The 15,181-nt window shown below is 71.3% G+C and carries 12 protein-coding genes and 1 pseudogene; 8 read left to right on the top strand and 5 right to left on the bottom strand.

Features of this window, described 5'->3' with window-relative positions; all coding sequences use genetic code 11:
- Window positions 1-135 precede the first annotated feature (135 nt).
- Window positions 136-1,548 (top strand): mycofactocin biosynthesis glycosyltransferase MftF, encoded by a 1,413-nt coding sequence (mftF, locus tag AA23TX_RS35800; RefSeq protein WP_155547108.1) that lies wholly within the window; start codon window positions 136-138, stop codon window positions 1,546-1,548.
- On the top strand, window positions 1,545-2,738 hold the full coding sequence (mftD, locus tag AA23TX_RS35795) for a pre-mycofactocin synthase MftD (protein ID WP_155547107.1): 1,194 nt from the start codon (window positions 1,545-1,547) through the stop codon (window positions 2,736-2,738). The genes mftF and mftD overlap by 4 nt, the downstream gene beginning before the upstream one ends.
- Before the next feature lie 71 nt (window positions 2,739-2,809).
- Here mftD and AA23TX_RS35790 read toward each other — a convergent pair whose 3' ends face one another.
- Entirely contained in the window at window positions 2,810-3,238 is a 429-nt protein-coding gene (locus AA23TX_RS35790) for a MerR family transcriptional regulator (RefSeq protein ID WP_155547106.1), read from the bottom strand.
- A gap of 36 nt (window positions 3,239-3,274) precedes the next feature.
- Here AA23TX_RS35790 and AA23TX_RS35785 point away from each other — a divergent pair, with 36 nt between their 5' ends.
- Window positions 3,275-3,892, top strand: a complete 618-nt coding sequence (locus tag AA23TX_RS35785) for a class I SAM-dependent methyltransferase (protein ID WP_196425673.1) — start codon at window positions 3,275-3,277, stop codon at window positions 3,890-3,892.
- Here AA23TX_RS35785 and AA23TX_RS35780 read toward each other — a convergent pair.
- Window positions 3,879-6,146 carry a glycoside hydrolase family 3 N-terminal domain-containing protein gene (locus AA23TX_RS35780; protein WP_155547105.1) on the bottom strand — a complete coding sequence of 756 codons (2,268 nt, stop codon included), beginning with the start codon at window positions 6,144-6,146 and terminating at the stop codon, window positions 3,879-3,881. The genes AA23TX_RS35785 and AA23TX_RS35780 overlap by 14 nt on opposite strands.
- Window positions 6,147-6,296: 150 nt before the next feature.
- Here AA23TX_RS35780 and AA23TX_RS35775 point away from each other — a divergent pair, with 150 nt between their 5' ends.
- Both AA23TX_RS35775 and AA23TX_RS35770 read left to right on the top strand, forming a co-directional pair.
- Window positions 6,297-7,727, top strand: a complete 1,431-nt coding sequence (locus AA23TX_RS35775) for an alpha/beta hydrolase (protein ID WP_155547104.1) — start codon at window positions 6,297-6,299, stop codon at window positions 7,725-7,727.
- Between the two features lie 162 nt (window positions 7,728-7,889).
- A complete protein-coding gene (locus tag AA23TX_RS35770; protein WP_155547103.1) occupies window positions 7,890-8,654 on the top strand; it encodes a polysaccharide lyase family 7 protein in 765 nt (254 codons plus the stop codon).
- Between the two features lie 43 nt (window positions 8,655-8,697).
- Here AA23TX_RS35770 and AA23TX_RS35765 read toward each other — a convergent pair.
- From AA23TX_RS35765 to AA23TX_RS50530, 3 genes and pseudogenes are all read right to left on the bottom strand, one after another.
- Window positions 8,698-9,720 (bottom strand): annotated as a pseudogene (locus tag AA23TX_RS35765) (LLM class flavin-dependent oxidoreductase).
- Between the two features lie 97 nt (window positions 9,721-9,817).
- A complete protein-coding gene (locus tag AA23TX_RS35760; protein WP_196425672.1) occupies window positions 9,818-10,435 on the bottom strand; it encodes a hypothetical protein in 618 nt (205 codons plus the stop codon).
- A gap of 16 nt (window positions 10,436-10,451) precedes the next feature.
- Window positions 10,452-10,922, bottom strand: a complete 471-nt coding sequence (locus AA23TX_RS50530; protein ID WP_230862919.1) for a peptidase inhibitor family I36 protein — start codon at window positions 10,920-10,922, stop codon at window positions 10,452-10,454.
- Window positions 10,923-11,106: 184 nt separating this feature from the next.
- Between AA23TX_RS50530 and AA23TX_RS35750 the strand changes: the two genes are divergently transcribed.
- The 3 genes from AA23TX_RS35750 to katG all read left to right on the top strand — a co-directional run bounded on the left by AA23TX_RS35750 (window position 11,107) and on the right by katG (window position 15,016).
- On the top strand, window positions 11,107-12,264 hold the full coding sequence (locus AA23TX_RS35750; protein WP_155547102.1) for an acyl-CoA dehydrogenase family protein: 1,158 nt from the start codon (window positions 11,107-11,109) through the stop codon (window positions 12,262-12,264).
- Window positions 12,265-12,341: 77 nt separating this feature from the next.
- Window positions 12,342-12,794, top strand: coding sequence for a Fur family transcriptional regulator (locus AA23TX_RS35745; protein ID WP_155547101.1), 453 nt, complete (start codon window positions 12,342-12,344; stop codon window positions 12,792-12,794).
- Window positions 12,791-15,016 carry a catalase/peroxidase HPI gene (gene katG / locus AA23TX_RS35740; RefSeq protein WP_155547100.1) on the top strand — a complete coding sequence of 742 codons (2,226 nt, stop codon included), beginning with the start codon at window positions 12,791-12,793 and terminating at the stop codon, window positions 15,014-15,016. The genes AA23TX_RS35745 and katG overlap by 4 nt, the downstream gene beginning before the upstream one ends.
- The last annotated feature ends 165 nt before the right edge of the window (window positions 15,017-15,181 follow it).

Below are 15,181 nucleotides of genomic sequence, written 5' to 3'. Positions count from 1 at the left end.
GCGCGAGGAGGTGCCGGTGGGCTTTCGAGCCGAACCAGGCATCCGGCTGCCGGGCGGGACTTCCGGTCCCGGCGGCCTCCGAACCGTTCTCGACCCGGCCGTCCGGCCCACGCGTCTCGTCGGAGGGCCGACCCCGTGACCACTCCCCTGCCCCCGGGCTTCCGGATCACCCTCGACCAGGACACCAAGCCCCTCCGCGAAGACCTCTGGTTCGGCGGCTCCCCCGCCCGGGTCCTCCGCCTCACCCCAGCCGGCCGAAAAGCCTGGCAGGAACTCGCCCGCGGCCCCGTCAGCTCCGCGACCACCGGCACCCTCGCCCGGCGGCTCACCGACGCCGGCTTCGCCCATCCCCTGCCGCCCGACCCGGCCGCGCCCGCGGAGCTCACCGTCGTCGTCCCCGTCCTCGATCGGCCCGGGCCGTTGGCTCGCTGCCTGGCCGCGCTCGACGGCCGGCACCCCGTGCTCGTCGTCGACGACGGCTCGGCCGATCCCGCCGCCATCGCCGCGACCGCCGCCGCGCACGGGGCCAAGCTCGTACGCCGGGAGGTCAACGGTGGACCCGCGGCCGCGCGGAACACCGCTCTCGACCACGTCGAAACCGACCTCGTGGCCTTTGTGGACAGTGACTGCGTCGCGGCCGGTGACTGGGCCGATCGGCTCGCCGCCCACTTCGCCGATCCCCTGCTCGCCGCCGTCGCGCCGCGGGTTCGCGCCCTGGCCCCCGACACCGCGGCGGGCCGGTACACCACCGCCGCCGGCGGTCTCGACCTCGGTGATCGGCCCGCGCGCGTCGCACCCCGCACCCGGATGTCGTACGTCCCCACCGCCGCGCTGGTCGCCCGCCGGAGCGCCCTGGTGGAGGTCGGCGGGTTCGATCCGGAGCTGCGGGTCGGCGAGGACGTCGACCTCGTCTGGCGGCTGCACGCCGCGGGCCGTCGCGTGCGGTACGCCCCGGACGTCCACGTCGACCACCTGGAACCCACGACCTGGCGTGCGCTCCTCGGACGCCGGGCGCGCTACGGGACCTCGGCCGCCCCGCTCGCGAAGCGCCACCCCGGGAACCTCTCACCCCTCGTCCTGCACCCGTGGCCGGCCCTGACGGTCGCCGCGCTGCTTGCCCGGCGACCGCTGCTCGCATCCGCCGGCTTCGGCGGTGCCGTCCTCGGCATGCTCAAAACGTTGCGATCCAACGACATCCCCACCGATGGCCTCGTCCGGGCGATGGGCACCGCCGTGCACCAGACCTGGCTCGGCGCCGGCCGCTACGGGACGCAGTTCGCCGCGCCGGTCCTCGCCGCGCTCCTCGTGCCACGCGGGTGGGGACGGCGCGCCGCCGTCGCGTCGCTGCTGCTCGGGCCGCCGCTGACCCGGTGGCTCGCCGACCGGCCCGCCCTGGACCCCGTCCGCTACACCGCCGCGGCGCTCGCCGACGACATCGCCTACGGCGCCGGCGTCTGGGCCGGCTGCCTGACCCACCGGACCCCCGCACCCGTCCTGCCCGAGATCGTCTGGCGCCCCCTGCGCGTCGACCGTGAGGAAAAACGATGACCGACACCTGGTTCGAATCCATCGCCGAAGCCCAGCGGCGCGCGAAGAAGCGCCTGCCCGCGTCCGTCTACTCCGCGCTGATCGCCGGCTCCGAGAAAGGCTTGACGCTCAAGGACAACCTCGACGCGTTCGACGAGCTGACCTTCGCGCCGCGCACCGCCGGGCACTCCGGCGAACGCGCGCTCGGCACCACCGTGCTCGGCCGGGAGATCGCGCTGCCGGTGGTCATCTCCCCCACCGGTGTGCAGGCCGTGCACCCGGACGGCGAGGTCGCCGTCGCCCGGGCCGCCGCCGCGCGCGGCACCGCGATCGGCCTGAGCTCCTTCGCCGGCAAGCCGATCGAAGAGGTCGTCGCCGCCAACCCGGACACGTTCTTCCAGATCTACTGGACCGGCAGCCGTGACGACATCCTCGCCCGGGTGGACCGTGCCCGGCGCGCCGGGGCGGTGGGGCTCATCCTCACGCTCGACTGGTCGTTCTCCCACAGCCGCGACTGGGGCAGCCCGCACATCCCCGAGAAGCTCACCTTCCGCGAGCTGCTGCGGTTCGCGCCCGAAGGCCTGACCCGCCCGCGCTGGCTCCTGGACTACGCGCGCACCCGCCGCCTGCCCGACCTCAGCGTGCCGAACATGGCCGAGCCCGGCACGCCGGTCCCCACGTTCTTCGGCGCGTACGGCCAGTGGATGCAGACACCGCCGCCGTCGTGGGACGACGTCCGGTGGCTGCGTGAGCAGTGGGACGGGCCGTTCCTCCTCAAGGGCGTCATCCGCGTCGACGAAGCCCGGCGCGCGGTCGACGCGGGCGTCAGCGCGATCTCGGTGTCGAACCACGGCGGCAACAACCTCGACGGCACCCCGGCGACGATCCGGGCGCTCCCGGCGATCGCGGACGCGGTCGGCGACCAGGTGGAAGTCCTGCTCGACGGCGGTATCCGGCGCGGCAGCGACGTCGTCAAGGCGCTCGCCCTCGGCGCACGGGCCGTCCTCATCGGACGCGCGTACCTCTGGGGCCTGGCGGCGAACGGCCAGGCCGGCGTGGAGAACGTCCTCGACGTGCTGCGCAACGGCATCGACTCGACGCTGCTGGCGCTCGGCCACCGCAGCGTCCACGACCTCGGCCGCGACGACGTCCGGATCCCGGAGACGTTCACCCGCGCGCTGGGCGCCGACGCCCCGGCCACTGTCCGCTGACCGCCCCGGAACGGACGACACGCGTACCTGGACGGACGGACGACACGCGTACACAGCTGGACGACACGTCGTCAGTGCGAGTGGGCTTCTTCCAGGGAGGCTCCGGCCAGGCGGGCCGCGACCCCGCGCCGGAAGTTCGGGCAGTCGTGGACGTCCTCGCGCGGGCAGGCCAGGCCGTGCGCGATCGCCGTGCGGGCGGCCTGGGCCCGGGCGATCCGGCGGTCGAGCTCGGCGAGCTTGCGTTCGTGCAGCTCGCGCCAGCCGGGCGCGGCCGACGTGCGCAGGTCCATGAGCGTCTTCAGCTCGCGCAGGCTGAAGCCGACCTCGCGGAAGATCAGGATCTCGCCGACCAGCTCGACGGCCGAAAGCGGGTAACGCCGCTGGCCCGCGACCCGGGCGGGCGCCGGGAGCAGCCCCTGCTCTTCCCAGTACCGCAGGGCCGAGGTGGCCACGCCGGTGCGGTGGGCCAGCTCGCCGATCGTCAGCAGCTCCTCGGACATTGACTTCGAGCGTACTTGAAGCCGTTGACTCGCGGCATGGTGAAGACCGGGCTCAAGCAACGGATGATCGGGCAGTTCCACCGCCCCCACGGCGTCGGCGGACGGATCGCCGGCTGGGTGATGGCCCACCGGGCCTCGAACCGGCGGCGGAACGTCTGGGTGGTGGAACTGCTGGACGTCCGGCCCGAGGACCGGGTGCTCGAAGTCGGCTTCGGGCCCGGGATCGCCCTCGGCGAACTGGCCGCGCGTGCCACCCGGGGCCGCGTCTACGGCGTCGACCACTCCGCGGTCATGGTCGGGCGCGCGGCCAAGCGCACCCGGGCCGCGGCCGGCCGGATCGAGCTGATCCACGCCTCGGTGGACCGGCTGCCGTCGTTCGGCGAGCCGCTCGACGCCGTCCTGGCCGTGAACTCGTCCGGCTTCTGGCCCGATCCGCCGCAGCGGCTGCGCGAGCTGCGTGGCCTGTTGCGTCCCGGCGGGCGCATCGCGCTCGCGTCCCAGCCGCGGTGCCCCGGCGCGAACCGGGACACCACGGCCAGGGCCGCGGGCGAGCTCCGGGAGCTGCTCACCCAGGCGGGGTTCACCGGCCTGCGGGTCGAGACGCTCGACCTCGATCCGCCGGTGGCCTGCGTCCTCGGCCTCAACCCACGGTGAAGCTCGCGGTCAGCGTGGCGGCCGAGCTGGTGCCGACGTAGACCTCGATCTTCCCCGGCTCGACGCGGAACTTCGCGGCGTTGTCGTAGAAGCCGACGTCGTCCGGGGTCAGGGTGAACGAGACCGTCTTCGACCCACCCGCCTCCAGAGTGACCCGCTGGAAGCCGCGCAGCCGCCGGACGGGCTGCACGATGCTCGCGACCGGGTCGCGCAGGTACAGCTGGACGACCTCGTCGCCCGCGCGGCCACCCGTGTTGGTCACCCGGGCGCTCACCTGGATCCGGCCGCCGCGCGACGACATCCGGGTGTCCGAAAGGCGCAGGCCGTCGACCCGGAACGTCGTGTACGAAAGGCCGTAGCCGAACTCGTAGAGCGGGCCGGTCTCCAGGTCGAGGTACTTCGACGTGTACAGGTTGTTCGGGTCGGCCGGACGTCCGGTGTTCTCGTGGTTGTAGTAGATCGGGACCTGGCCGACCGCGCGCGGGAAGCTCACCGGCAGCTTGCCACCCGGGTTGACCGTGCCGAACAGGACGTCCGCGACCGCGTGCCCGCCTTGCACGCCCGGTGCCCACGCTTCGAGGATCGCGGGCGCGTTGTCGTGCAGGTACGGGATGGTCAGCGGCCGGCCGTTGACCAGCACCACCACGAACGGCTTCCCGGTCTCCTTGATCGCCGCGACGAGCTGCTGCTGCACGCCGGGGAGGTCGATGCTGCTCCGTGCGGCCGCTTCCCCGCTCATCGCGGCGGTCTCGCCCACCACGACGACGGTGACGTCGGCCGCGCGGGCGGCCTGCTGAGCGGCGGCGAACCCGCTGGTGTCGGTCCCGTCGACGGTGCAGCCCGCGGTGTAGGTCACCGACGCCCCGGGCGCCGCGGCCTTGATCCCGTCGACCACCGTCACCGGCGGGGTCGTGCCCGCGCCGGTGCCCAGGCCCGCCCAGGTGCCGTTGAGGTCGTAGGTCGCGGTGCCCAGCGGGCCGACCACGGCCACCGAGCCGACCGACTTGGCCAGCGGCAGCACCGGCCCGTCGTTCTTGAGCAGCACCATGCACCGCCCGGCGGCCTGCCGTGACGCCGCGAGCGCGGCCGGGGACGGCGCCTTCGTCTCGCCGGCTTCGTCGACGTACGGGCGTTCGAACAGGCCCAGCTTGACCTTGACCAGCAGGATGCGGCGGACGGCGTCGTCGATCTGGTCACGGGTGATCCGCCGCTGGGCCAGCAGCTGCTCCCCGTACTTCACGTAGTTGGTGCTGACCATTTCCATGTCGACGCCGGCCGGCAGCGCGGCAGCCGCGGCATCGGCGCCGTCGCCGGCCAGCCCGTGCAGGATCAGCTCCTCGACGCCGGTGTAGTCGCTGACGACGAAGCCGCCGAAGCCGTACGCGCCTTTGAGGACGTCGTGCAGGACGTAGCCGTTGCCGTGCGCGGGGACGCCGCTGATCGTGTTGAAGCTGGCCATCACGGTCGCGACGCCGGCCTCGACTGCGGCCTTGAACGGCGGCAGGTAGAGGTTGTGCAGGCGCTGCAGCGAAACGTCGACGGTGTTGTAGTCGCGGCCGCCTTCCGCGCCGCCGTACGCGACGAAGTGCTTGGCGCACGCGGCGAGGCGGTCCGGGGACGAGTAGTCGCCGCCCTGGTAACCGCGGACCTTGGCCACGGCCATTTGCGATGCCAGGTAAGGGTCTTCGCCGTTGCCTTCGGCGATGCGCCCCCAGCGCGGCTCGTGCGTGACGTCCATCATCGGCGCGTAGGTCCAGTGGATGCCGCTGCGCCGCGCTTCCTTCGCCGACACCGTCGCGTCGGCGGCCGGCACGCCCGGGTCGAAGCTCGACCCCTGGGCCAGCGGGATCGGGAAGTTCGTGGTGTAGCCGTGGATGACGTCGAGGCCGAAGATCAGCGGGATGCGCAACCGGGTCTGCTCGACGGCGATCTTCTGCAGCGCGTTCAGCTTCGCGGCGCCCACCACGGAGAACACCCCGCCGAGCTGTCCGGTCGCGAGCGACGTCCGCGCGAGGTCTTCGGTGCCGACCAGCTGGAGCTGCCCGAGCTTCTCGGCGAGGGTCATCTTCCGGAGCAGGTCTTCGACCCGCGGGTTCCGTTCGGGCCGCGCGGCGGGGTCCGCCGCCGCGGCCGGGGCGAGCGCGGAAGCGACTCCCCCGGCGGCCAGGAGACCGCCGACTCCGGCGAGCAGGCTTCGCCGGTTGACGCCGTCGGCGGACGGCGAAGCGACTGCTTGGCTCTCGGGCTGTTCCATGGCGGGGACCCTTTCGAGAGAGGACGAGGGCCGTCAGCATAAGCACGATCAGGGCCCGCCGACCGGTTGGTTTTTCCTTCCCGCGAACGCTTGTGGTCCGGCCACGCGAGTTCTACGGTCGGATGCGGACCGACACGTGGAGGGGGCACCGTGCGGGCGTTCGGAGCTGTCCTGGCAAGCGCTTTCCTGCTGACTGGCGCGGCACCCGCCCTCGCGGACGCGACGTGGTCGCCGTCCCCGATCGCCTGGACGACCTGCCCGGACGACCCGGACAACCCCGGCGTTCCCGACGGAGAATGTGGCACGCTCCGGGTGCCGCTCGACTGGGATCGGCCGCACGGGCCGTCGATCGGCCTCGCGGTGGCCCGGCACCGCGCCACCGACCCCGCCCACCGCCTCGGCGTCCTGCTGGCCGACGCCGGCGGCCCCGGCTCGTCCGGTGCGGAGATCCCGTTGTCCCCCGGCTACTTCGGCGCGGAGATCCGGGCGCGGTTCGACGTCGTGGGCTTCGACCTGCGCGGGACCGGCCGCACCGGCTACATCGACTGCGAGACCACGCCCGACGATCCCGGCGACGAGCCCGCCGACCGGGCGGAGTTCGACGCGCTGCGCGCCCGCAACCGGCAGCTGGTCGCCGACTGCCGCGCGCGGAACCTGCCGGTCTTCGACCACGCCGACACCGCCACCAACGCCCGCGACCTGGACGCCGTCCGCCGCGCGCTGGGCGAAGACCGGATCAGCTTCCACGGCGCGTCCTACGGCACGCTGCTGGGCCGGCAGTACGCCGAGCGGTACGGCGACCACGTCCGCGCGATGGTGCTGGACGGCGTCATCGACCACAGCGTCGATCTCGCGCACTTCGTGGGCGACCGGGCCGCCGCCGTGGACGAGCTGTTCGGGCAGTTCACCGCGTGGTGCGCCGCCACCACGACGTGCGCGCTGCACGGGCGGGACGTCCTGGCGACCTGGCGGCGGGCCCAGATCGCCGCCGACGGGATGCCGTTCCCGCACAACTGGTTGCGCGACCAGGTGTACGCGGACATGCGCGTCCCCGACTGGGACGACGTGGCCCGGGTGATCGCCGACACCGCCGCCGGCACGTCGCCGGTGCGAGCCGAGTTCACCCCCAACTACGAGGCGGTCCGCCTTGCCGTCGTCTGCCAGGACTTCGACCTGCGGATGCCGACGTTCGCGCGGTATTCGGCGATGCACGCCGAAGAGCTGCGCCGGTCGCCGATCATGCGCGGCAGCACGATCGGCCACGGTGAAGCCGCCGCGTGCCTCGGCGTCGCCGGCCCGCCCGCGAACCCGCCGCACCGGCTCAGCATCCCCCTGGCCCCGCGGATCCTGCTGGTGACCAGCCGCTACGACCCGGCGACGCCGTACGCCTGGGCCGTGAACGCCCACCGCCAGGCGCCGGCGAACACCACGCTGCTGACCTACGAAGGCTCGGGGCACGGTGCCTACCGGCGCACCCCGTGCACCCTGGCGGCGGTGGACGGCTACCTGCTGACGCTGAGGACACCCCACCACGACTTCAGCTGTCCCGCCGGACCACCGAACGTCCGTCTACCTGCATGAACATCTCCCTTTGGGGACCCGAGTGGTACCCGGGAGCACTGGCGGAGAATCACGGGACGCGGTAGCTCGCGGGTCAATCCTTGACATGACGCCAACAGGGACTTACCGTTTTCCCACGCCGCCGGGTTGTCCAGACCATTTACATCGTGAAAGGACACCTCGATGCGCTTGCGTTCCCTGCTCGTCCTGCTGGCGGTCCCGGCACTGGCCGCCGCCACCGCTCTCCCCGCATCGGCCGCCGACCCGACCGTCGCCCCGGGCGGCAACTTCGACCTGGGGATCTGGCAGCTGCAGGAGCCGGTCGGCTCCCCCGGCTCGCCGACCACCATCTCGTCGTCCCGGCTCAAGGGCGCGAACGGCTTCCAGGACAGCTACTTCTACACCGACACCCGCGACGGCGCGATGACCTTCTGGGCGCCGGAAAAGGGCGTCACCACCCCGAACTCGAACTACGCGCGGTCCGAGCTGCGCGAGATGAACCGCGACGGCTCGGCCGCGAACTGGTCGCTGAGCGGCTCGCACAAGCTGAACGCGACGCTGCGCGTGGTGTCGGTGACGTCGAACGTGTGCGTCGGCCAGGTCCACCTCGGCACGGGCGGGTCGTCGACGAAACCGTTGCTGGAGCTGTACTACCGGTCCAGCGGCGACATCGTGCTGGGCACGGAGAACTCCCCCGACGGCGGCCAGACGTCGCACACCGTCGGGCACGTGGCCGTCGGCAAGACCTGGACCTACACGATCGGCATCTCGGGCGGCAACACCATCGACCTGACGGTCAACGGCAGTGTCACCCACTACTCGATCCCGTCGTCGTTCAAGGCGTACAAGCAGTACTTCAAGGCGGGCTCGTACAACCAGTCGTCGTCGAGCAGCACGACGAAGGGCGCGCGGGTCGCGTTCTACGGCCTGACCGTTTCGCACAGCTGACCGCTCCCGGCCCGGTGGCCGCCACCACCAGGCCGGATGGGCGTCAGCGCCAGCCGAGCTCCGGGGCCACGTGGGTCAGGATGCTCTCCAGCACGTGGACGTTGTAGTCGACCCCCAGCTGGTTCGGGATGGTCAGCAGGAGCGTGTCCGCGGCCTGGACCGCCTCGTCCTCCTTGAGCTCGCGGACCAGCTCGTCCGGCTCGGCGGCGTACGAGCGCCCGAAGATCGCGCGGGTGTTCTCGTCGATCATGCCGACCTAGTCGCGCGAGTTGCGGTCGCCGCCGAAGTACGCGCGGTCCTGGTCGTTCGTCAGCGCGAAGATGCTGCGGCTGACCGACACGCGCGGCTCCCACTCGTGGCCGGCCTCCGTCCACGCCTCGCGGTAGGCCTCGATCTGCTTGCGCTGCTGGACGTGCAGCGGCTCACCCGTCTCGTCGTCCTTGAGCGTCGAGCTCTGCAGGTTCATGCCCAGCTTCGCGGCCCAGACGCTCGTCGCGTTCGAGCTCGACCCCCACCAGATGCGGTCCCGCAGGCCCTCGGAGTGCGGCTCGAGCCGCAGCAGGCCCGGCGGATTGGAGAACATCGGCCGCGGGTTCGGCTGGGCGAAGCCCTCGCCCTCGAGCAGCTTGAGGAAGACCTCGGTGTGCTGCCGGGCCATGTCGGCGTCGGTCTCGCCGTCGGCGGGGGCGTACCCGAAGTAGCGCCAGCCCTCGATCACCTGCTCGGGGGATCCCCGGCTGATGCCGAGCTGGAGCCGGCCGCCCGAGATCAGGTCCGCCGCCCCGGCGTCCTCGACCATGTACAGCGGGTTCTCGTAGCGCATGTCGATCACGCCGGTGCCGATCTCGATCTTCGAGGTCCGCGCCCCGATCGCCGAGAGCAGCGGGAACGGGCTCGCCGCCTGCCGCGCGAAGTGGTGCACGCGGAAGTACGCGCCGTCGACACCCAGCTCCTCGGCCGCGACCGCCAGGTCGATCGACTGGTGCAGGAAGTCCGCGGCGGAGCGGGTCTCGGAGTGCGGGCTCGGCGACCAGTGGCCGAACGAGAGGAAACCGATCTTCTTCACACCCGTCCCAGCGTCCGGCGGCCGGAAATGATTCCCGGGTGTGAGCGGGCCGACCGCCGCCGCACCCCGCGCGCGGCGACGGCCGGGCCCGCGCCCGTCAGCCGCAGTGCTCGCTGCGCTCCTGGTCGGTCATCGGCGCGGTGTGCTGCGTGATGTCCCCGGTCGAGCCGGGTACCGGGCCGTCCGCGTCGAAGTCCTGGTACCAGATGTAGTGGTCGTAGAACTTGTCCGGGAAATGCATTTCGTAGGTGCCGTGCACCTTCTGCATCTTCGGCGCGCGTTCCACCCAGCCCTTTTCGCCGGGCCGGACGTCGACGTTGGTCGCCTGCCCTTCGGTGTGCGACGATTCCCAGGTGTGCTGGTAAGACGTCTCGATGGACACCTTGAACACTTCCGAGAAACCGTATTCCGCGGAAAGCGACACGCCGAAACTGTTCGATTCGCCCGTCGTGTCGGACCAGTTGACCGTGCTGCGCTGCAGATCGCCGGTGCAGTTGAACGCCGCTTCCCCGACCTGGTGCCCGGCGCCGGTGTGCTCCTCCGGCGGGCCGGCCGGGTGGAACACGCACGAATCCGTTCCGTTGTCGCACTTGTCGAGCAGTTCCCGCGCGGTGGGCTGGCCGTCGGCCGACGCGCCGGGCGCCGTGAGCACGAGGCCGGCGGCGGTCAGCAGGCCGAGGCCCGCCGCCGTCCAGGCGTTTCGCTTGCTGGTCATGGTGATCACTCCTCGCTCAGCTGAAACCGATGGACTGGGTGCGGTCGTTCATGAACGACCCGACGTTGCCGGTGTTCTCCTTGAACGGGCCGTCGCGGTCGCCGCCGAGGTTCGGCTCCGGGTAGAGCCAGACCCAGCAGTTCCCCCACGGCTGCACCGAGGAGATCTTGTTCTTCCAGTCGTCGCCCAGGTCGAACTGCCAGTTGACCCAGCCGTCCTTCTTGCACAGTTCGGGTCCGGTGATCGTCAGCGAGTTCCCGGTGTAGTCGGGCCCGTCGAAGAACGTGCCCTGCACGACGTCGCCGTCCGCCTCCGCGAGGGCGAGCGAGCGCTGCGTGCCCGTGGAACAGTGCTGCACACCGGTTTCCGCGTTCAGCACGCAGTGGCGGGTGACGTCCGCGGCGGCCGCGGGAACGGCGCCGAGCAGCGAAACGGCCGAAGCGGCGGCCGCGACCGTGATGGCTGTTCTGGTCCAGTTGTTCGCCATTGTGGTTCCTTTCTCCGGAATCGAAAAGATCTTCGCCATCGAAAGTACGTCGATACGGACGAATCGGGGCGACTCGTGCCCATCGGGACTTCGGGGTCTGCCTGAATCCTCCGGGGATTCCGGCGCCGGACTGCGGGTGATCGGGAACCGGGGTACGGTACGCCGTCCGCGTTAGGATCGGGCGATGACGCTCACCGACGACGAGACGCGGATCGTGGCCCTCGTGGCCGAGTTCACCGACGAACGCGTCCGGCCGCGCGTCCGCGAATTCGAGGCCGACGACATCTACCCCGCCGAGCTCATCGAGGAAATGAAGAAGCTCGGCTTCTTCGGCCTCCTCGCCCCCGCCGAGCACGGCGGCGTCGACGTCAGCACGGCGTGCTTCGCCCGGGTCACCGAGGAACTGGCCCGCGGCTGGATGAGCCTGGCCGGCGCCATCGGCGGGCACTCCGTGATCACCTACCTGATCAAGACCTTCGGCACGCCCGAGCAGCGCGAAAAGTACCTGCCCGCCATGGCCGAAGGCACGATCCGGGCGACCATGGCGCTCACTGAACCCGGCGGCGGCAGCGACCTGCAGGCCATGCGCACCCACGCCACCCCCGACGGCGACGGCTACTCGATCACCGGGTCGAAGACCTGGATCTCCAACGCCGCCCACTCCGGGCTCATCGGCCTGCTCTGCGTCACCGACCGCGACGCCACCCCGGCCCACCGCGGCATGAGCGTCCTGCTCGTCGAGCCCGGCGACGGCCTGACCGTCTCCCCCAAGCTGCCCAAGCTCGGCTACCGCGGCGTCGAGGCGTGCGAGCTGGTCTTCGACGGCCGGCGCGTGGGCGCGGACGCGGTGCTGGGCGGCACCCCGAACGAGGGCTGGGCGCAGATGATGCGCGGTCTGGAGGTGGGCCGCGTCCAGGTCGCCGCGCGAGCGGTGGGCGTCGGCCAGGCGGCGCTGGACGACGCCGTGAAGTACGCCCAGGAACGCGAGACGTTCGACAAGCCGATCTGGCAGCACCAGTCCGTCGGCAACCTGCTGGCGGACATGGCCACCAAGGTGCGCGCGGCGCGTCTGCTGACGCTGGACGCCGCCGCGAAGCTCGACGCCGGGGTGCGCGCCGACATGGAGGCGGGGATGGCGAAGCTGTTCGCGTCGGAGGCCGCGATGCAGGTCGCTCTGGACGCGATCCGCGTCCACGGCGGCTACGGCTACTCCAAGGAATACGACGTCGAGCGCTATTTCCGCGACGCGCCGCTGATGATCGTCGGCGAGGGCACCAACGAGATCCAGCGCACCGTCATCGCCGCCCAGCTGATCGCCCGCCACCGGATCCCGCCGACCTGATCTTGAAAACCCGGCCGGGTGACACGCCGCCGATAACTTGACTCATTCCAGAGAAGCCCCCTAGGGTGACCGGCGTGATGACCGACTTCGAGGCGCAGCTGCGGGCGGTCTCGTTGCGGGTGACGCGGCCGAGGCTGGCCGTGCTCACCGCGCTGCGCGACCACCCGCACATCGACACCGAGACGGTGATCGCACTGGTGCGGGCCGAGCACCCGACGGTCTCGCACCAGACGATCTACGACGTCCTGCGGGCCCTCACCGACACCGGCCTGGTGCGGCGCATCCAGCCCGCGGGCGCGACCGCCCGGTACGAGTCCCGGGTCGGGGACAACCACCACCACGTCGTGTGCCGCACCTGCGGTGCGATCGCGGACGTCGAGTGCGCCGTCGGCCACACCCCGTGCCTGACCGCCTCGGACGACCACGGCTTCGTGATCGACCAGGCGGAGGTCGTCTACTGGGGCACGTGCCCCGACTGTGCGGCCGACCCGAACATCCCCATCATTGCCGCCTCGGAAGGAAGTAGATGAGCAACACCCAGGACAACGCCGGTTGCCCGGTCGCGCACGACTCCGTGACCGCACACGGCAGCGAGAGCGAGAACCCGGCGATCGACGCCCCGTCCGCGAAGACGGGCGGCCGTCCGCGCACCAACCAGGACTGGTGGCCCAACCAGCTCGACCTGAAGGTGCTGCACGCGCACTCGGCCAAGGCCAACCCGCTGGGCGAGAAGTTCGCCTACGCCAAGGAGTTCGCCAAGCTCGACGTAGAGGCCCTCAAGCGGGACATCACCGAGGTGCTCACCACCTCGCAGGACTGGTGGCCGGCGGACTTCGGCCACTACGGCGGCCTGATGATCCGGATGAGCTGGCACGCCGCGGGCACCTACCGCATCCACGACGGCCGCGGCGGCGCCGGTGACGGCGGTCAGCGCTTCGCGCCGCTGAACAGCTGGCCCGACAACGCCAACCTCGACAAGGCGCGCCGCCTGCTGTGGCCGGTCAAGCAGAAGTACGGCCAGAAGATCTCGTGGGCCGACCTGCTGGTGCTGGCCGGGAACGTCGCGCTGGAGTCGATGGGCTTCGAGACCTTCGGCTTCGGCTTCGGCCGCGTCGACACCTGGGAGCCCGAGGAGATCTTCTGGGGCACCGAAGAAAGCTGGCTGGGCGAAGACCGCTACGCGAGTGACACCGAGATGGTGCCCGACCTCGGCGCGACCGAGATGGGCCTCATCTACGTCAACCCCGAGGGTCCCCGCGGCAGCGCGGACTTCGAGGCCGCGGCGCACTTCATCCGGGAGACCTTCGGCCGGATGGCGATGAACGACGAGGAGACCGTCGCCCTCATCGCCGGCGGTCACACGTTCGGCAAGACCCACGGCGCCGGTGTCGCCGACGACCACGTCGGCCCGGAGCCCGAGGGCGCGGAGCTGGAGTCGCAGGGCCTCGGCTGGCTGAGCACGCACGGCAGCGGCAAGGGCGCGGACACGATCACCAGTGGTCTCGAGGTGACGTGGACGGACAAGCCGACCGAGTGGAGCAACCGCTTCTTCGAGATCCTCTTCGGCTACGAGTGGGAGCTCACGACGAGCCCGGGCGGCGGCAAGCAGTACGTCGCCAAGGACGCGCCGGAGATCATCCCGGACGCGTACGACCCGAACAAGAAGCACAAGCCGACGATGCTCACGACGGACCTGTCGCTGCGCTTCGACCCGGTCTACGGCCCGATTTCGCGCCGTTTCCTGGAGCACCCGGACGAGTTCGCGCTGGCGTTCGCCAAGGCGTGGTACAAGCTGCTGCACCGCGACATGGGCCCGGTCAGCCGCTTCCTGGGCCCGTGGGTCGCCGAGCCGCAGCTGTGGCAGGACCCGGTGCCGGCCGTCGAGGGTGACCTCGTGGGCGACGCCGACATCGCCGCCCTCAAGGCGAAGGTGCTGGAGTCCGGCCTGTCGGTCGGCCAGCTGGTCAGCACGGCGTGGGCGTCGGCCTCGAGCTTCCGCTCCACCGACAAGCGCGGCGGCGCGAACGGCGCCCGCATCCGCCTCGAGCCGCAGCGGAGCTGGGAAGTCAACCAGCCCGAGCAGCTCTCGACGGTCCTTTCAGCCCTGGAGGGCATCCAGCGCGAGTTCAACGAGGCCGGCGGCGCGCAGATCTCGCTGGCCGACCTGATCGTGCTGGCGGGCTCGGCGGCGGTCGAGAAGGCGGCGCGCGACGCCGGCGTCGAGACGACGGTGCCGTTCCGCCCGGGCCGCACGGACGCGACCCAGGAGCAGACCGACACGGAGTCGTTCAAGGTGCTCGAGCCGCGCGCCGACGGGTTCCGCAACTACCTGCGGGCGGGCGAGAAGACCCAGCCGGAGAAGCTCCTGGTCGAGCGCGCGTACATGCTCAGCCTGTCGGCCCCGGAGATGACGGTCCTGGTCGGCGGCCTGCGTGCACTGGCGGGCGACCGGCACGGCGTCCTGACGGACAAGCCGGGCGTGCTCACGAACGACTTCTTCGCCAACCTGCTTTCGCCGGGAACGCGCTGGAAGGCCTCGGAGTCCGAGGAGAACGTGTACGAGATCCTGGACGCGAGCACGGACAAGCTGAAGTGGACCGCCACGGCGGTCGACCTGGTGTTCGGAGCGAACTCCCAGCTGCGGGCGTTGGCCGAGGTGTACGCGAGCGACGACGCGCGGGAGAAGTTCGTGGCGGACTTCGTCGCGGCTTGGACGAAGGTCATGGAGCTGGACCGGTTCGATCTGGTTTGATCCTTGGCTTGGTGACGGGCCCGGCTGATCCTGGGGGATCGGCCGGGCCCGTTCCTTTTGGGCTGCTGGGCGCGGTCGTGAGTGAGAAACAGTGTTCTAACCCTGTTTCTCACTCACGACCGTCTGGGACTCGAGAGCCGGGCCGTGGTTGACGAACGGGGCGGT

The organism is Amycolatopsis camponoti, assembly GCF_902497555.1.
Taxonomy (GTDB): Bacteria; Actinomycetota; Actinomycetes; order Mycobacteriales; family Pseudonocardiaceae; genus Amycolatopsis; species Amycolatopsis camponoti.
Note: the sequence above shows the minus strand (reverse complement) of the source record. Positions and strands in the feature narration are given on the sequence as shown.

Bases quoted from the DNA above. Each gene is read 5' to 3' on its own strand.
- mftD (WP_155547107.1), top strand. From the start codon at position 1,545: ATGACCGACACCTGGTTCGAATCCATCGCCGAAGCCCAGCGGCGCGCG.
- AA23TX_RS35790 (WP_155547106.1), bottom strand. From the start codon at position 3,238: ATGTCCGAGGAGCTGCTGACGATCGGCGAGCTGGCCCACCGCACCGGC.
- AA23TX_RS35785 (WP_196425673.1), top strand. From the start codon at position 3,275: ATGGTGAAGACCGGGCTCAAGCAACGGATGATCGGGCAGTTCCACCGC.
- AA23TX_RS35780 (WP_155547105.1), bottom strand. From the start codon at position 6,146: ATGGAACAGCCCGAGAGCCAAGCAGTCGCTTCGCCGTCCGCCGACGGC.
- AA23TX_RS35770 (WP_155547103.1), top strand. From the start codon at position 7,890: ATGCGCTTGCGTTCCCTGCTCGTCCTGCTGGCGGTCCCGGCACTGGCC.
- AA23TX_RS35760 (WP_196425672.1), bottom strand. From the start codon at position 10,435: ATGACCAGCAAGCGAAACGCCTGGACGGCGGCGGGCCTCGGCCTGCTG.
- AA23TX_RS50530 (WP_230862919.1), bottom strand. From the start codon at position 10,922: ATGGCGAACAACTGGACCAGAACAGCCATCACGGTCGCGGCCGCCGCT.
- AA23TX_RS35750 (WP_155547102.1), top strand. From the start codon at position 11,107: ATGACGCTCACCGACGACGAGACGCGGATCGTGGCCCTCGTGGCCGAG.
- AA23TX_RS35745 (WP_155547101.1), top strand. From the start codon at position 12,342: ATGACCGACTTCGAGGCGCAGCTGCGGGCGGTCTCGTTGCGGGTGACG.
- katG (WP_155547100.1), top strand. From the start codon at position 12,791: ATGAGCAACACCCAGGACAACGCCGGTTGCCCGGTCGCGCACGACTCC.